The organism is Methanoregula sp. (genome assembly GCF_035543475.1).
Lineage (GTDB): Archaea > Halobacteriota > Methanomicrobia > Methanomicrobiales > Methanospirillaceae > Methanoregula.
This window is the reverse complement of sequence record NZ_DATKKA010000004.1, coordinates 167,898-182,819: the sequence shown is the minus strand read 5'-3', so window position 1 is coordinate 182,819 and position 14,922 is coordinate 167,898. Positions and strand designations below refer to the sequence as shown.

Annotated in this window: 16 protein-coding genes; 6 read left to right on the top strand and 10 right to left on the bottom strand. The window is 56.7% G+C overall.

Annotated elements, in window-relative coordinates:
* The first annotated feature begins 214 nt into the window (after positions 1-214).
* Positions 215-841, top strand: a complete 627-nt coding sequence (locus VMS83_RS01375) for a flavodoxin family protein (protein WP_325409115.1) — start codon at positions 215-217, stop codon at positions 839-841.
* Entirely contained in the window at positions 838-1,446 is a 609-nt protein-coding gene (locus VMS83_RS01370; protein WP_325409113.1) for a flavodoxin family protein, read from the top strand. Before VMS83_RS01375 ends, VMS83_RS01370 begins: the two co-directional genes overlap by 4 nt.
* 27 nt (positions 1,447-1,473) lie before the next feature.
* Here VMS83_RS01370 and VMS83_RS01365 read toward each other — a convergent pair whose 3' ends face one another.
* Positions 1,474-2,127 (bottom strand): peptidase M50, encoded by a 654-nt coding sequence (locus tag VMS83_RS01365; RefSeq protein WP_325409111.1) that lies wholly within the window; start codon positions 2,125-2,127, stop codon positions 1,474-1,476.
* Positions 2,128-2,234: 107 nt separating this feature from the next.
* Here VMS83_RS01365 and VMS83_RS01360 point away from each other — a divergent pair, with 107 nt between their 5' ends.
* Entirely contained in the window at positions 2,235-2,534 is a 300-nt protein-coding gene (locus tag VMS83_RS01360) for a chorismate mutase (protein WP_325409109.1), read from the top strand.
* Positions 2,535-2,613: 79 nt separating this feature from the next.
* Here VMS83_RS01360 and VMS83_RS01355 read toward each other — a convergent pair whose 3' ends face one another.
* The 7 genes from VMS83_RS01355 to VMS83_RS01325 form a co-directional block, all read right to left on the bottom strand.
* Positions 2,614-3,678 (bottom strand): cytochrome c biogenesis protein CcdA, encoded by a 1,065-nt coding sequence (locus VMS83_RS01355; RefSeq protein WP_325409107.1) that lies wholly within the window; start codon positions 3,676-3,678, stop codon positions 2,614-2,616.
* A gap of 14 nt (positions 3,679-3,692) precedes the next feature.
* The gene (locus VMS83_RS01350; RefSeq protein WP_325409105.1) at positions 3,693-4,100 is read right to left on the bottom strand and encodes a thioredoxin family protein; all 408 of its coding nucleotides are present in this window, start codon (positions 4,098-4,100) and stop codon (positions 3,693-3,695) included.
* A gap of 73 nt (positions 4,101-4,173) precedes the next feature.
* Positions 4,174-5,046, bottom strand: coding sequence for an acetylglutamate kinase (gene argB, locus VMS83_RS01345; RefSeq protein WP_325409123.1), 873 nt, complete (start codon positions 5,044-5,046; stop codon positions 4,174-4,176).
* On the bottom strand, positions 5,046-6,203 hold the full coding sequence (argJ, locus tag VMS83_RS01340) for a bifunctional ornithine acetyltransferase/N-acetylglutamate synthase (protein WP_325409103.1): 1,158 nt from the start codon (positions 6,201-6,203) through the stop codon (positions 5,046-5,048). The genes argB and argJ overlap by 1 nt, the downstream gene beginning before the upstream one ends.
* A gap of 46 nt (positions 6,204-6,249) precedes the next feature.
* Complete coding sequence (locus tag VMS83_RS01335) at positions 6,250-6,723, bottom strand: CBS domain-containing protein (RefSeq protein WP_325409101.1); 474 nt, start codon at positions 6,721-6,723, stop codon at positions 6,250-6,252.
* A 13-nt stretch (positions 6,724-6,736) separates the two neighbouring features.
* The gene (argC, locus tag VMS83_RS01330; RefSeq protein ID WP_325409099.1) at positions 6,737-7,723 is read right to left on the bottom strand and encodes an N-acetyl-gamma-glutamyl-phosphate reductase; all 987 of its coding nucleotides are present in this window, start codon (positions 7,721-7,723) and stop codon (positions 6,737-6,739) included.
* Between the two features lie 84 nt (positions 7,724-7,807).
* The gene (locus VMS83_RS01325; protein WP_325409097.1) at positions 7,808-8,719 is read right to left on the bottom strand and encodes an ADP-ribosylglycohydrolase family protein; all 912 of its coding nucleotides are present in this window, start codon (positions 8,717-8,719) and stop codon (positions 7,808-7,810) included.
* Positions 8,720-8,940: 221 nt separating this feature from the next.
* Between VMS83_RS01325 and acs the strand changes: the two genes are divergently transcribed.
* On the top strand, positions 8,941-10,839 hold the full coding sequence (gene acs / locus VMS83_RS01320; RefSeq protein ID WP_325409095.1) for an acetate--CoA ligase: 1,899 nt from the start codon (positions 8,941-8,943) through the stop codon (positions 10,837-10,839).
* Positions 10,840-10,905: 66 nt separating this feature from the next.
* Positions 10,906-11,499: an acetate uptake transporter gene (locus VMS83_RS01315; RefSeq protein WP_325409093.1), complete on the top strand. Its 594-nt coding sequence runs from the start codon at positions 10,906-10,908 to the stop codon at positions 11,497-11,499.
* A gap of 54 nt (positions 11,500-11,553) precedes the next feature.
* On the opposite strand, the gene VMS83_RS01310 is transcribed toward VMS83_RS01315, so the two are convergent.
* Positions 11,554-12,651, bottom strand: coding sequence for an ATP-NAD kinase family protein (locus tag VMS83_RS01310; protein WP_325409091.1), 1,098 nt, complete (start codon positions 12,649-12,651; stop codon positions 11,554-11,556).
* Between the two features lie 14 nt (positions 12,652-12,665).
* Positions 12,666-14,024, bottom strand: a complete 1,359-nt coding sequence (locus VMS83_RS01305; protein ID WP_325409089.1) for a TrpB-like pyridoxal phosphate-dependent enzyme — start codon at positions 14,022-14,024, stop codon at positions 12,666-12,668.
* Positions 14,025-14,252: 228 nt separating this feature from the next.
* Between VMS83_RS01305 and VMS83_RS01300 the strand changes: the two genes are divergently transcribed.
* Positions 14,253-14,921 (top strand): Yip1 family protein, encoded by a 669-nt coding sequence (locus VMS83_RS01300; protein ID WP_325409087.1) that lies wholly within the window; start codon positions 14,253-14,255, stop codon positions 14,919-14,921.
* Position 14,922 lies beyond the last annotated feature (1 nt).

Below are 14,922 nucleotides of genomic sequence, written 5' to 3'. Positions count from 1 at the left end.
ATGCCAGCCTACGTGTACGGCAAGGCGCAGCTCGACGAGGTCATGAAGAAGTGAGGCCGGATCTCACCGGGAAAGAGTGAAGTGCTCCCCTTTTTTTCTAAGTTTTGATCGTTTGCGGGAATGGATTCCGGCATGGTACCGCGGACAGGGAAGAGGCCGCGCCGCGCTCATCACCATCCAATGATTTTTCACCCTCCGTATCCAAGCATCATCTATGCCCGTAAAAGTCCTCGCGTTCGCCGGCAGCCCGCGGAGGTTTGGCAATTCGGAGACGCTGCTTGACTGGACGCTTGCATCCATGGCAGAAGAGCCGGACGTCTCTATAGAGAAAGTCCCCCTCACCGAAGCAGACATTAACCCCTGCCGGGGGTGCAATGCGTGTGAAAAGCTGAACAAATGTGTCCAGCGCGACGGGATGGACGCCTGGCATGATAAGATCATTGAAGCGGACTGTATTGTCCTCTCCTCACCCATCTTCTGCATGGGACTCTGTTCACAGGTAAAAGCCCTCGTTGACCGTGCCCAGGTCTTCCGGTCGCGAAAATATGTCCTCAAACTGCCAATTGTACCTCCCGAACGCAAAGGTAAACGCCTGGGTGTCTTCCTGGCGACCGCGGGGCAGACCTGGCCGCATGTTTTTGATGCAGCGGTGCCGTCGGTCAAATGTTTTTACCACGTGATCGAGATCCGGGATGCAGACATCAGCTACCTGATGGTCAACGGGGTTGACGAGAAAGGGGCAATTGAAACTCACCCCACTGCCCGTACCGATGCAGGAAAACTGGGAAAATCCGTTATTGCCGAACTGAAAAAGCGACTGGCGGAAGGGACACCGTCATGACCGTAAAAGTCCTGGGCATCTCGGGGAGCCCGCGCCGGCACGGGAATACCGAGACGTTGCTCGATAGTTTCCTTGACGGGGCAAAGGCTGCGGGAGCGTCAGTAGAGAAGGTGGTGCTCAGGGAGATCGATTACACGCCCTGCCGGGGGTGCAATGCCTGCCACAAGACTGGCGAATGTATCGTAAAGGACGATGCCCCGGGGGTATACGACAGGATCCTCGGCGCCGATATCCTTGCCGTTGCATCGCCCATCTACAGCATGGGGATCACCGCCCAGCTCAAGGGATTCATTGACCGCGCCCAGTACCTCTGGGCACGCAAGTTCATACTCAAAACGCTGGATTTCCCCGAAGATCATATCCGGCGGCACAAGGGTGTCTTTATCTCGACCGCCGGCCAGAACCTCGATCACGTGTTCGACAGCGCCTTTCCCGCCATCACCGCGCTTTTCCATGGTACGGGGTTTGATTATGTGGAGAACATCGTGGCCAACAACATGGACACCTGGAACGGGATCAAAAATCACCCGACCGCACTCAAAGAGGCGTACGAGAAAGGGCAGCAGATCGTGCGGGATTTAGAGATACTCACCGGGAACAGCTGAAATCCCCGGGCCGTTTTAAAAAAAAGATCAGAGGATATAGAAAGAGCTGACCAGCACTGCAAAGGATGTGGCCAGCAGGAGGATAAAGGCTGGAATGTTCCAGGACAGGACCTTGTTGCCATCGAGGATGCTGATCGGGAGCATGTTGAACGCAGCGATCATCGCGTTGATCTGAATTCCGAAGATCCCAATCTGATACAGGAGTGTGCTGGGTGCCATGGCAAGGGGACCGCTGACCAGGTAAAGCGCAGCAAACGGGATACAGAGCAGGAGGTTGGTGACCGGGCCTGCAGCCGAGATCTTTCCGTTCTCCTCGCGGGTGAGCGTCCGGCCGTCCGGTCTTGTGCTGTAGATCACAGTTGCACCGGGAGCGGCAAAGACAAAACCCACCAGTGCGGCAAGTGCAACCGCGATGAGCAGCATGAAATTGTTCTTCCGGAATTCAGCCCAGAAGCCGTATTTTATCGCGGCAAACTTGTGGGCCAGTTCATGAGCGACAAGCCCGATGCCTGCGGTGAGGAGAGCGATGACCAGATAGATCAGGGCAGTTTTCGGGTCAGCGGGCTGGATAGGACCAAGAACCCCATAGGGTGCGAGCTTGATGATGGCAAACGAGAGCGATACGGCCAGCCATGCGGCAAAGAGATCGTATTCTTCGCGCCGGGTAATCTTTCCGAGCATGAAACCACTGGAACAGATAGGGCGCTCCAGTGATATGTGTCTTCGTGTGCAGACAGCAGAATATCCTGTCATCACGTTTATCCGTTTTTCCTGCGATGTACTTTCCTATGACCATTGAGGAAGTCCGGGCAGAGATCACCCAGATCGATGAGGAGATCATCCTTCTTATCGCGCGACGACAGAGCCTTGCGGGAAAAATTGCCGCAATCAAGCAGGAGCGGGGGATACCGGTTCACGACAACCAGCGCAAGATCGATGTGCTGGACTATGTGATGAAACTGGCAAAGGCGCACCATATCGACCCGGTGCCGATTAAGGGGATCTTTGAAACCCTGATCGGGATGAACGAGAAGGCGCAGCGGGCAGCAATGGAAAAACCCGTCCCGAAAAGAACTGCCCGGAAATAATTTTTTTTTTTGAATACTTTTTGCCGGGATCCGAAGTCCTCCCGGGCTCATTACCGGAAAAACGGGTTTTTTGTCTCCGTCACAGGGACAGCGGACCCAGGAGGATAAAGACCCCGACAAGGATCATGGCAACGCCAATCATAAACCGGAGCTTCCGGCGGTTCTCCAGCCTCCACGTGTTTACCCGCTCCGGGGGAATACCCAGGACAACGGCAAAGAGGATGACGATAAGAGGCAGGACAAAGATGAAATTATAGAGAAGGAGGTAGGGGAGTCCCTCGGAGAACGTGAGCGTGTTGCTGATCAGGCTGAGGATGGAGAGGTAGATCCCGCCGGTACAGGGTAGTTCGAAGATGCCCACAAGGACACCCAGCACAAAGGCCGCGGGCAGCGTGGCGGTCGTAATATACTGCTCGATCACCGGTTTCTTCGATTCGGGAATGGCGAGGAAGAACCCCTCTTTTTTAATTACTGCCTCGATGATGTTTACGGATCCAAGGACAATAGCGATCGCCGCAGCGACAAATGCGATCAGGCTCGAGATCCCGGAGATATGCACGAACGAGAGGATGCCGATGCCGGAGATGAAGTAGAACAAAAAGACCGCGGCAATGTAGGTAATACCGACCATCAGTACCTGCCGGCGGGACTGGAGCGCGATGATGGAGAGCAGGAGGATGATCAGGACCGTAAAGGCACAGGGGTTGATGCTGTCGATCCCGGCGCAAACGATCACCAGGGGAATGGTGAGCGCGGTAAAGCTCCCCGGGCAGTTTCCGGCAGGGGTAATATTATCTATTGGTTCACTGTTGGATGAGGACTGCTCGTCGAGGACTGCCTGTTCCAGCTGGTCCCGGATCTGGTCTACTCCGACAAGCGCATGGTTCCCGATAATGATCGTGGGGACCCCGGGGGACGTTATCCCGAATTTTTTGTCCATCGAAAGGAACAGGGCCTGGTTGGTGGCGTTGTGGTAGACCTCAAGCTGTTCAAGACTGAGATCCGGGTACCGGGATTGCACCTCTGCAATAAAGGGTTTTATCTCATCACAGTGACTGCATCCCTCGCCATAGAAATAATACCCGGTAATGGTACGATTTGCAGCAGGGGATAAAAGGGAGGCCGTGGAGGACTGGTTGCCCACGGTAAGTTCAGGAGTTACTTTTTTTTTTCAATGGCCCGGAGGTATCCCTCAAGTTTATCCGGAATCTCCAGTTGTCCGATAAGTACGGTTTTCCCGATCACGACTTCAGGGACTCCCTGAGGGGAAGAGATGCCAGCCGCTGCATTTACCTGCGTATAGGTCTGCTGGTTGGTCTGGTTGTACCAGACTTCAAGCATCCGGATATCGACATCGGGATACTTTTTGGTCATATTTTCCATAAATGGCTCTATGGCCGCGCAGTGCGGGCATCCCTGGCCATAGAAATAGTAGACGATGCTGTCGTTTGCGACCGATGGCGTGGCTGCAGGGGTCGTCCCCTGGGCAGCGAAAACAAGAGACGCAACGCTCGCTGCAGCGATGATCACGAACAATGCAACAACAAATTTTATGATCCTGTCCATCCGGTGACTCCTGTCCGCTTTCTGAAGTAATGGAGTAGTTCCTACGAGAGTGTTGGTTGCAGCGTGTAAAAATCTACTGGAGGGAGATCATCGTTCCGACACCCTCATGGGTGAAGAGTTCGAGGATCAGATTGTGCTCCACGTTGCCGTTGATGATATGGGAGTACCGGACGCCGTTTTCGACCGCCTTTATGACCGAGGAGACCTTCGGGATCATCCCTTCCCCGATAGCACCTGAGGTGAGGAGCGCGTTCGCTTCCGTAACGGAGAGCTTGCGGAAGACATGGGTCCTTTTCGCATCCATCACCCCGTCGACATCGGTCATATTGATCAGCTTGTACGCCTTGAGCGCAATGGCAATATCGCCGGCGGCCGTATCCGCATTGATGTTGAGGCTTCCCCCATAACGATCGATCGCGATCGGGGAGATAACCGGGATATAGTCCCGTTCAAGAAGGGTGGTGAGGAGGGCAGGGTCGATCCATTCGACTTCGCCGACATGCCCGAGGTCTACTTCCTGCTCCACGCCCTCCACTTTCACTTTCTGGAGCTCCATCTTCTTTGCGATGATGATGTTCCCGTCACTTCCCGAGAGCCCGACGCCCCGTGCGCCGCACTTTGCGATGAGCGATATGATCCCCTTGTTGATCTTGCCCACGAGCACCATCTGGGCGATCTCCAGCGTTTCCTGGTCGGTGACCCGCAGGCCGCCAACAAAGACGGACTCCTTTCCCAGAGCCTTCATCTTCTCGGTGATCTCCGGTCCCCCGCCATGGACCAGCACAACGCGGATCCCAACGTAGTGGAGAAGGACGGCATCCCTGATGGCATTTTCAAGGACCACCGGGTCCACCATCGCATGCCCTCCCAGCTTGATGACGATCGTTTTACCGTGGAACTGCTGGATATAGGGCAGTGCTTCCATCAGGACGTCTTCGCGTTTCATCATGTCGTATATCTCCCATTGATCTCAACATACTTTTCGGTGAGATCACAGCCCCACGCGGTGGCCTCTTCCTTCCCGGCACCCAGATCGAGCACAAAAATGACCTTGTTCCCGTGCATGGCCGCCTTGGCTTTCGAGAGATCGGCGATAATCTCGCCGGATTTCACCAGGGGGTACTTATGATTCCCGTCGCTGATCCAGAGCGACGCTGCATTGGGATCAAACCTGACCCCGGCCCGCCCGGCAGCAGCGATAACCCGGCCCCAGTTGGGATCCTCTCCATAGACTGCGGTCTTTACCAGGGGGGATTCGATGATCACCCGAGCGACTTTTGCTGCAGCCTCCTCTTTGGGGGCACCCCGTACCGTCACCTCAAGGAGCTTGCTTGCCCCTTCCCCGTCAGCTGCGATCTGCTTTGCCAGCGAGCGGCAGCATTCTTCGAGGGCGGCGGAGAATTCCGCGGCCCTGACCTTGCCGGATTCCCCGGTTGCAATACAGAGAGCAATGTCATTGGTACTCGTGTCCCCATCGACAACGACCCGGTTAAATGTCCTTTTCGTGGCAGTTTTGAGTGTCTCCCGGAGGGGCTTTGCCCCCATCTCGGCATCGGTATAGATGAACGCGAGCATCGTGCCCATGTTGGGCGCGATCATACCGCTTCCCTTGGCAATCCCTCCGATCGTAAAACCTTCCTTTTTTACGAGCGCGTGCTTGGGCTGGAGATCAGTTGTCATGATCGCCCGGACCGTACGGTCCTCGGCTGACGGCGTGGAGGTAAGGTTGAGCGCCACCTCGGCACACTGGCGCCGGATCAGGGGCAGGTCTAGATACCGGCCGATGACCCCGGTACTGGCGACACCGACCGCGGAACTGTCCACGCCAAGGGCGGATCCGGCATATTCCGTCATGGTGACTGCGTCATCGTAGCCACGCTGGCCGGTATAGGCATTTGCACAACCGCTGTTGGCGATTACCGCATCCAGTTTTCCTTTTCGGATCTGTTTTCGCATCAGTTCTATCGGTGCGGCCCTTGCGAGATTTGCCGTAAATACCCCGGCTGCAGTCCCGCTTGCCCGGATCAGGGCAAGACCGAATTTTCCTTCCTTAACGCCGTTTGCGGTAACTCCTTTGACCGCGCAGAGACTTTTGTAGGCCATATTTCGTTTTCCTCCAGTGGACTGTGAAATGTAAACAGGGAGAGCGTTATGAGCGGGATGCACCGACTGCCTGGACAATATCCGCCCGGGTGAGAATGCCAACGAGGGTTTTCCCGTCAAGTACCGGCAGCCGTGCAATGCTTTCCCGGAGCATGAGAGCGGCTGCATCCTCGATATCCATATCGCCGGTTACCGTGATCACCCGGGCGGTCATCACTTTTTTTACCGGCATTTCCCCGATATTTTTGAGAGCGTCTTTCGTTTTCTCCCAGTTGATATATTCCCGTATCGGCACCTCAATGATCTCAAGAGGTGACGGGAGCCAGAGGTCGTCGGAGAGCTTCCTGGTCTCCAGCTGGGCAATGACGTCGGATTCCGTGATGATACCGGCAAGCACCTCCCCGTCTAGCACCGGCAGTCCGCCAATATGGTGCTGGCGCAGGATTGCAACAGCGTCACGGAGTGGGGTGTCCACGGTGCAGGTTATCGGGTTTTTGGTCATGGCTTCTGAAACAAGCATGGGTTATCACCGTTCAGGGCAGCATACCGGCTGCATCGAGCCCGTCGGTTTCCTTAAAACCGCACATGAGGTTCATGTTCTGGATTGCCTGGCCGCTTGCGCCCTTGACGAGGTTATCGATCGCTGATACCACGACTACCCGTTTGCCCTCGCTCTCCACCATGATATCGCAGAAATTGCTGCCCCGGACTGCCGAGAGCATCGGCTTCTGGTACCGGACAAAAAATTCGTTCCGGTAGTATTCGCGGTAAAGTTTCTCGACCTCTTTTGTCTCCATGGGTTCGTTCAGGAGAATATGGGCCGTTGTGAGGATGCCGCGGTTGACCGGGACGAGATGAGGCGTGAAGTAGCAGGAGGCCTTTGAACCAAGGAAGGCGAGCTCCTGTTTCATCTCCGCAAGGTGGCGGTGGCTGGTCCATTTGTAGGGATTGACATTATCACCGACATTGGGATAGTGCGTGGTGGCGGAAGGGTTGTCACCTGCTCCGCTCACCCCGGTCTTTGAATCAAAGATCACGGTGTGGGCATATTTGGCGAGAGGGGCGGCGGCTAACGTTGCTCCGGTAGGGAAACATCCGGGATTTGCCACAAATTTCGCGTTGATACAATCTTTCCGGTGGATCTCGGGGATGCCATACGGAGCGGCGAAATAATCTGAATGAGTAACGCCGTATACTTTCTCGAAAACCTCTTTGGGAAGCCGGTAGTCGGCACTGAGATCGACGACTTTGATCCCCCGCGAGAGCAGTTTCCCTGCGATCGTCATGGCTGCAGTGTGCGGAACCGCAAGGAAGGCAACGTCTGCATCAATGGCATCGGGCGCCGGGTTCTCGAATTTGAGATCAGAAAATCCCGTAAGGTGAGGGTGTACCTCGGAGAGTGGTGTTCCTGCAAGGCTGCGTGACGTGACGCAGGTTACCTTTGCAGAAGAATGATGATACAACAGGCGGACCAGTTCGCCGCCGGCGTACCCGGATGCGCCGACAATCGCAACTTTCATACTAGGATCTTTTCATTCCTGAAATCTTAACCTTTTGCGGGAATGACGGCGATATGAAAAGGAAAACGGGAATTCCCGGAAGGATTACCGTTCGAGTTTCCGGGTATAGATATCGAAGATCCGCTGACCCAGAATCTCGATCCGCTGCCGGTCCTCAAGGCCTTCCAGGAGATCGGCAGGTATCGCGCCGACACCCCTGCTTGCTCCAAGGTACGCCCCGCAGAGGAAGCCGATGGTATCGGTGTTTCCCCCCACGTGGGCGGCAACCGTCAGGAGATCCGCAGGACGCTCGTACCTGCTGATCAGGAAAAATGCGATGGGTAACGTCTGGTACAGGGAGACATCGTTACCGATCTTGAGAATGGCAGTTTCCGTCTCAATGCCCTCTTTTTCGAGCTCGATTGCATTATGGATCTTCCCCCCCAGCACCTCGTCTTCGTTCCTGGCCTGGATAAGTGCCCTGCCAATCGGATCACCGTTCTCGTGGAGGGCGCAGTATACCAGGGTGACAAACGTGGAAACCGCTGCATGGGCTGCCGGGTGGGTATGGGTGATCGTGCAGGCCCGTACGGCCCGCTCAATCGCCTCATGAATATCCGAGTAGGCAAGGGCGAACGGAAGGGCTGCAGGAAGGCAGCCGGCAGTTGTCGATTTCACGCCGCTGGATTTGGCCTGACCTGCAACCATGTGGTCGCAGGCCGCTGATACCGATCCGTCAGGGAACCGAAGCACCTCACGGGAATAACATTCCTTTAACGCCAGGCCATACCGCTCGTCAGTATATTTCCCATCTGCAAGGAGGGTGGCCACAAGGATCATGATCTGGGTATCGTCCGTATACTGGCCGGGGGCCAGGCCATCGTTGGGATGACCCTTGTACGCCTTCCGGAACCCGTACCGCATCTTGGAAAGGCCGGGCATCGTGCTCTCGTTTGGCATGCCCAGGGCATCACCCACCGCCGCCCCCAGCATACAGCCCTTGATTCTGTCCAGCATTGATACAGTATTGAAAGACTCCGCTAGATAAAGAATTCTTATATTATTCTTTTTTCCGAAAGCCGCGACGCTGTCTGCTGGTAACGATGGGAGTCCCGCACCGGACGCAGCAGGTGATTTTATTTCCTGATACACGTATTTTGTCTCTGAGGCGGCCACCTGATCGCCAAAATTTAAATACGAATTTAACATGATTAATTATGTAGAATATGGGGGGAGACATGAGCGAGAACTTCGATGTCAAACTCGTGGAGAACGCAAAGTACTACACACCTGATGCAGAGTACAGACGTTCATCGTGGACAGGCGACTACCAGGAAGCGTACCAGCGGTTCCTTGCAGATCCCGATGCGTTCTGGGAGACCATCGCAAAGGAACTCGAATGGATCCGTCCCTGGGACCGGGTCTGTGAGTGGAACTATCCCTATGCCCGGTGGTTTGTGAATGCGCAGCTCAACATCACCGCAAACTGCCTCGATCGCCATGTAGCCGGTGACCGCCGCAACAAGGTGGCCCTCATCTGGCGGGGCGAAGAGGGTAAGGAGAGAGTATACTCCTACCAGCGGTTGCTTGGAGAAGTCTCACGATTCGCAAACGGCCTCAGGAAACTGGGAGTGAAGAAAGGCGACCGGGTCTGTATCTACATGCCCATGGTACCGGAACAACTGATAGCGATGCTTGCCTGCGCCCGTATCGGGGCAGTGCACAGCGTTGTCTTTGCCGGTTTCGGGACAGGCGCCCTGAACATGCGGATCAATGATGCAGAGGCCAAAGTAGTGATCACCGCGGATATCTCGATCCGGCGCGGCAAGGCAATCCCCCTGATCACGATTGTCCAGGAGTCCATCGTACATGCTCCGTCCGTGGAACATGTGATTATCTACCGGAGGCGCAAGGAGCCCCCGGTCGAGCTCCACCCGGGACGGGAGCATGATTTCTACGGGATCATGGAAGATGTACCGGCTGAATGCCCCTGCGAGATCATGGACGCAGAAGATCCGCTCTTCATCCTCTATACGAGCGGATCAACCGGCACACCCAAGGGTGTTGTCCATACCTGCGGAGGCTACATGGTCGGGGCGTATTATACCGCAAAAACGGTCTTTGACCTCAAGGAGCGGGACATCTACTGGTGCACCGCGGACCCCGGCTGGATCACCGGCCACACCTACATCGTGTACGGTCCGCTTGCTGCAGGAGCCACCGTGTTTATCTCGGAGATCACCCCGGATTACCCGGACCCCGGAAGCTGGTGGAAGCTCATCCAGGAGCAGCAGGTCTCGGTCTTCTACACGGCCCCGACAGCGATCCGGACGTTCATGAAAGTGGGGGAGAAATGGCCAGACCGGTACAACCTCAGCTCCCTGCGCATCATCGGGTCCGTCGGAGAGCCGCTCAATCCCGAGGCATTCGAATGGTATTACCGGGTGATCGGGAAGAACCGGTGCCCGATCGTTGATACCTGGTGGCAGACAGAGACCGGCATGCAGATGATCACAACCATGGTAGGCGAGCCGATGCGGCCCGGGTTCGCGGGGAAGGCCATCCCCGGAGTGGAAGTGGATGTCACCGATAAAACGGGAAAGCCGGTACCGCCGGGCACGGGAGGATTCCTCGTGATCAAAAAGCCGTGGCCATCCATGCTGCGCACGGTGTACAAAAATGATGCACGGTACCGGCAGTACTGGGAAACGATCAACGGCGTCTATGCAGCAGGAGACCTTGCGGTCAAGGGAACGGATGGTTACATCATGGTGATCGGCAGGGCCGATGACATCATCATCGTCTCGGGGCACAACATCGGGACGGCAGAAGTCGAAAGCGCGCTTGTCTCCCACCACGCTGTAGCTGAGGCCGCGGTGATCGGAAAACCCGATGTTATCAAAGGAAATGCAATCAAGGCCTTTGTCATCCTCCGCGTGGGGAACAAACCGAGCGAGAAGCTCACCCAGGACCTGATCTACCATGTGCGGATGACCCTCGGGCCCATCGCGGTCCCCCATGAGATCGAATATGTCGACAAACTGCCCAAGACCCGCAGCGGCAAGATCATGCGCCGGGTCCTGAAAGCAAAGGAGCTCGGGATGGACCCCGGCGATATCTCGACCCTGGAAGAATGAAGGAAAAAAGCCGGTACCGCAGGCTGACTACCAGAGAGAATGGAACCAAAAAAGAGGAAGATAATCATGCAGAATGAGACGACACCACAGGCATCGGCCGTGAAAAACCTGGATATGACCGCAAACCCGGCACCCCTTGGGCTGCTCGGGTTTGGTATGACCACCGTGCTCCTGAACCTGCACAATGCAGGGTTCTTTGCGCTCGGGTCCATGATCCTCGCCATGGGGATCTTCTACGGGGGCCTGGCCCAGATCATCGCGGGTATCGAGGAGTGGAAAAAGAACAATACGTTCGGGGCTACGGCATTCACTTCCTACGGGGCGTTCTGGCTGACACTCGTCGCCCTGCTGGTGCTGCCGAAGCTGGGCCTCGCCGCGGCACCGGATGCAACCTCGATGGCGGCGTACCTGGCGATGTGGGGGATCTTCACGCTGGTCATGTTCGTCGGCACCCTGAAGGCGAACCGTGCCCTCCAGCTGGTCTTTGCGACGCTGGCGATCCTGTTCTTCCTGCTCGCCGCAGGAGAGGCTACCGGGAACGGGACCATCACGGTTATCGCCGGTTATGTGGGGATCCTCTGCGGGTTCCTTGCCGTCTATGCAGGCCTCGCCCAGGTGCTCAACGAGATGTACAAAAAGACCGTTGCGCCCCTCGGTTAAACCCCGCCTTCCTTTTTTCCCGTGCCCGGGGTATTCCGGAGAGACCCGGAAACGTCATACGAACCGGGCGATCTTCCTGCGTCGGGCGATCCGGTAGCCCGATATGACCTGAATGGATTCACCGAACTCCTGGTCCAGTCCAGGATCCCCGGAGTCCACGTACAGAAGGGGGGTTTCCTGCAGTTTGTGCGGTGTTGCAACGATGATCAGGTTCTGCAGTCCCACACGCCGGACTACCGACGCGCTGATCTGCTGGTTTCCCCGGCCGAGGATAAACCCCTGGGCACCGATGGGGCTGAGAATGATCCTTGTCTCCGGGTACCGGCTGACCAGATCGAGGAGGGCTTTTTCATTTGCATCCGCAGCAATGAGGTTTCCGTCACGGACGGTATCTACGCCAAGCAGTGTTTTTTTGATTCCCAGCCGCCGTGCGATCGCTTCGGTTGTTGTCCCTGCCCCGAGGACATAGAGCACACCGGGGAGCATCACCTCCAGCAGGAACCGGGCGATCTCCTCCTTGGCCCGGTCTTCATCAGCCTCCTCAAACACCTGCTTTGCCGTCTGGGTCATCTGGGCACGGGAGGGTACGCGGGCGATGCCGGAGAGGTGTGTCTCAAGCACGCCCTCCCGGTACGCGTTCTCATCAACGTCCATAATCTCCCCGTCCTGGAGACCGTACGATCCGGAGACAAGCCCGGCCGCAGTTGCCGGATCAAGGGCAAAGACCGCAGAGTACATCTTCACCCCCGCAGGGATGCCAAGAAGGGGAACCGTCCGCCCGGCAATGGAAAAAACATCCCGGGCAGTCCCGTCGCCGCCGCAGAACAGGATCAGGTCAATTCCTTCCCGGAGGAAGGCAGCGACCGCCTCTTTGGTATCTTCAGTGGTGGTGATTGCGGCAGGCTGGTAAACTACCCGGAAATCCCGGATGCCGGCATCCCGGAGTGCGGATGCCCCCATCGCGCCGGCACAGGTGGTAAACCGGATATCTGCATCTTTTGCAAGGAGACGGAGCGTGATCCCCGCCCGCTCCTGCGCCCGGGGGAGAGCCCCACGGCGGCGGGCCTCCTCCACGTTCCCATCCGTCCCCTTGAGGCCGACGGATCCTCCCATGCCGGCAACAGGGTTGATAAGAAAGCCGATACGGCGCATAAAAAAGGAAGGTCTCAGGAAATCTTCGGGATCCGCCCAAGGGCCTGCTTGATCAGTTCATCAGGATACTCGTAATCCACGAGCTTGCCGCCGTAGAAAGCGTCATAGGCGGTCATATCGAAGTTGCCGTGGCCGGAGCAGTTGAAGAGAATGGTCTTTGCCTCGCCGGTCTTTCTGCACGCAAGCGCCTCGTCAATTGCGGACTTCACCGCGTGGGACGTCTCGGGAGCAACGATGATCCCTTCAGTCCGGGCAAAGGTCTGGGCCGCCTCGAACACTTCGCTCTGGTGGTAGGCGACCGCCCGCATCACGCCATCGTGGACGAGCCGTGAGACAATGGGCGAGTCCCCGTGGTAGCGCAGGCCGCCCGCATGCATCGCCGGCGGTACAAAGTCGTGGCCGAGGGTGAACATCTTCAGGAGCGGGGTGTAGCCTGCCTCGTCGGCCAGGTCGTACGTATACAGGCCCTTGGTCAGGCTGGGGCATGAGGCCGGCTCGGCACCGATGATATCGACGTCTTTATGTTTCCCGGTCAACTTGTCACCGGCAAACGGGAACGAGATGCCGGCAAAGTTCGAACCGCCGCCCACGCACCCGATCACCACATCCGGGTAGGCATCGACCGATGCCAGCTGCTCGCGGCACTCGAGACCGATCACTGTCTGGTGAAGACAGACATGGTTGAGGACAGACCCCAGCGCATAGTTTGTATTGTTGTGGCTTGCCGCATCCTCGACCGCTTCTGAGATCGCCATGCCCAGGCTTCCCGGGGTCTCGGGATCCTTTTTGAGCATCTCGCGCCCGGCGTTCGTTTTTGTGCTCGGGCTCGGGATACACTCCGCCCCCCAGACCTGCATCATCGATTTCCGGTACGGCTTCTGCGTATAGCTCGACCGGACCATGTACACGGTGCACTCGAGGTCATAGAGCATCGTGGCAAAGGACATGGCCGAGCCCCACTGGCCGGCACCGGTCTCGGTCGCAATCCTCTCTATACCGGCCTTCATGTTGTAGTATGCCTGCGGAATGGAGGTATTGGTCTTGTGGCTCCCGGCAGGGCTCACACCCTCCCACTTGTAGTAGATCTTTGCCGGGGTTTTCAGGAATTTCTCGAGCCGGTGCGCACGGTACAGGGGGGCTGGCCGGTAGAGCCGGAACACGTCCCGTACCTCTTCAGGAATATCCACGTACCGGTCGGTCGTCACTTCCTGCCGGATGAGTTCCATCGGGAAGATCGCGGAGAGATCCGCGGGGCCGATGGGCTTGTGGGTCTGCGGGTGGAGGGGAGGATCGAGCGGGGAGGGCAGGTCCGCCTGGATGTTATACCACTGTTTGGGGATCTGCTCCTCGTCAAGGAGGATCTTGGTCTGCATGCCCGGTTATTCTGTTTTGTACAAATATATACATTGTGGAACGTTTTTGCTATTTGGTGCATTTTTATATACCGGGGCCTGCGCGAATGATCGCAATCCACAGCAGAAAATATTCGCACAAACGGCAGGACTTCCGGGAAGGCTATTATCTTTGGCTGATGAATGTGTGATGATATCAGAACGTACGGGAAATTTCCGCTGATTGTACTTCAGGAATGGACGTGTGGTATGGGAATAAAATTAGCAGATCTCATGATAAATCCGGGGCGGTTTTTCCAGCAGTCACTTGGTGAAAAAGAAGAGCTGAAGGTCCCGGGCCTCATCATACTCGCAGGAGCGCTCGCCGCAGCGGTATCAGGTTACTGCGCGGGAAGTCTTTCGGCCCGCATGATGGACCCGGTCCTGCAGGGGATGGGACCGGTGATTGTCGCCATCACGGTGGTTGCCACATTCTTTGGGACTTTTGTCGCATGGGTGGTATGGGCAGGAGTGTTTTTCCTCATCTCCAAAATCTTTGGCGGGACGGGCAGCTTCTCCCGGTGCCTGGAGGCGGTCGGTTACGGTTTTGTCCCGCAGGTCATCGGCATGGTTATCACCGTGGCTGCAGCGCTCGTCTATCTCCCGAAGGTTACCATTCCTGCCCTTACCTCCGCAGCAGCGGGAGATCCCCAGATGGTCAGGGACGCCACCGTTGCGCTCATGCATGACCCTGCTATGGTCACGTTCACGGAGATCGCAGTACTTGTCTCGATCGTCTTCCTGCTCTGGAGCGCGACAATCTGGATCTTCGGGATAAAACAGGCACGGGGCCTGTCACTGAAAAACGCAGCGATCTGCGTGAGTATCCCGGTCATTCTGTACGTCATTTTCCAGGCTTACAACCTGGCTGGAGTCTGAA

What these genes read in the sequence shown, in the direction of transcription:
- VMS83_RS01375 (WP_325409115.1), top strand. Translation starts at nt 215, where the DNA reads ATGCCCGTAAAAGTCCTCGCGTTCGCCGGCAGCCCGCGGAGGTTTGGC.
- VMS83_RS01370 (WP_325409113.1), top strand. Translation starts at nt 838, where the DNA reads ATGACCGTAAAAGTCCTGGGCATCTCGGGGAGCCCGCGCCGGCACGGG.
- VMS83_RS01365 (WP_325409111.1), bottom strand. Translation starts at nt 2,127, where the DNA reads ATGCTCGGAAAGATTACCCGGCGCGAAGAATACGATCTCTTTGCCGCA.
- VMS83_RS01360 (WP_325409109.1), top strand. Translation starts at nt 2,235, where the DNA reads ATGACCATTGAGGAAGTCCGGGCAGAGATCACCCAGATCGATGAGGAG.
- VMS83_RS01350 (WP_325409105.1), bottom strand. Translation starts at nt 4,100, where the DNA reads ATGGACAGGATCATAAAATTTGTTGTTGCATTGTTCGTGATCATCGCT.
- argB (WP_325409123.1), bottom strand. Translation starts at nt 5,046, where the DNA reads ATGAAACGCGAAGACGTCCTGATGGAAGCACTGCCCTATATCCAGCAG.
- argJ (WP_325409103.1), bottom strand. Translation starts at nt 6,203, where the DNA reads ATGGCCTACAAAAGTCTCTGCGCGGTCAAAGGAGTTACCGCAAACGGC.
- VMS83_RS01335 (WP_325409101.1), bottom strand. Translation starts at nt 6,723, where the DNA reads ATGCTTGTTTCAGAAGCCATGACCAAAAACCCGATAACCTGCACCGTG.
- argC (WP_325409099.1), bottom strand. Translation starts at nt 7,723, where the DNA reads ATGAAAGTTGCGATTGTCGGCGCATCCGGGTACGCCGGCGGCGAACTG.
- VMS83_RS01325 (WP_325409097.1), bottom strand. Translation starts at nt 8,719, where the DNA reads ATGCTGGACAGAATCAAGGGCTGTATGCTGGGGGCGGCGGTGGGTGAT.
- acs (WP_325409095.1), top strand. Translation starts at nt 8,941, where the DNA reads ATGAGCGAGAACTTCGATGTCAAACTCGTGGAGAACGCAAAGTACTAC.
- VMS83_RS01315 (WP_325409093.1), top strand. Translation starts at nt 10,906, where the DNA reads ATGCAGAATGAGACGACACCACAGGCATCGGCCGTGAAAAACCTGGAT.
- VMS83_RS01310 (WP_325409091.1), bottom strand. Translation starts at nt 12,651, where the DNA reads ATGCGCCGTATCGGCTTTCTTATCAACCCTGTTGCCGGCATGGGAGGA.
- VMS83_RS01305 (WP_325409089.1), bottom strand. Translation starts at nt 14,024, where the DNA reads ATGCAGACCAAGATCCTCCTTGACGAGGAGCAGATCCCCAAACAGTGG.
- VMS83_RS01300 (WP_325409087.1), top strand. Translation starts at nt 14,253, where the DNA reads ATGGGAATAAAATTAGCAGATCTCATGATAAATCCGGGGCGGTTTTTC.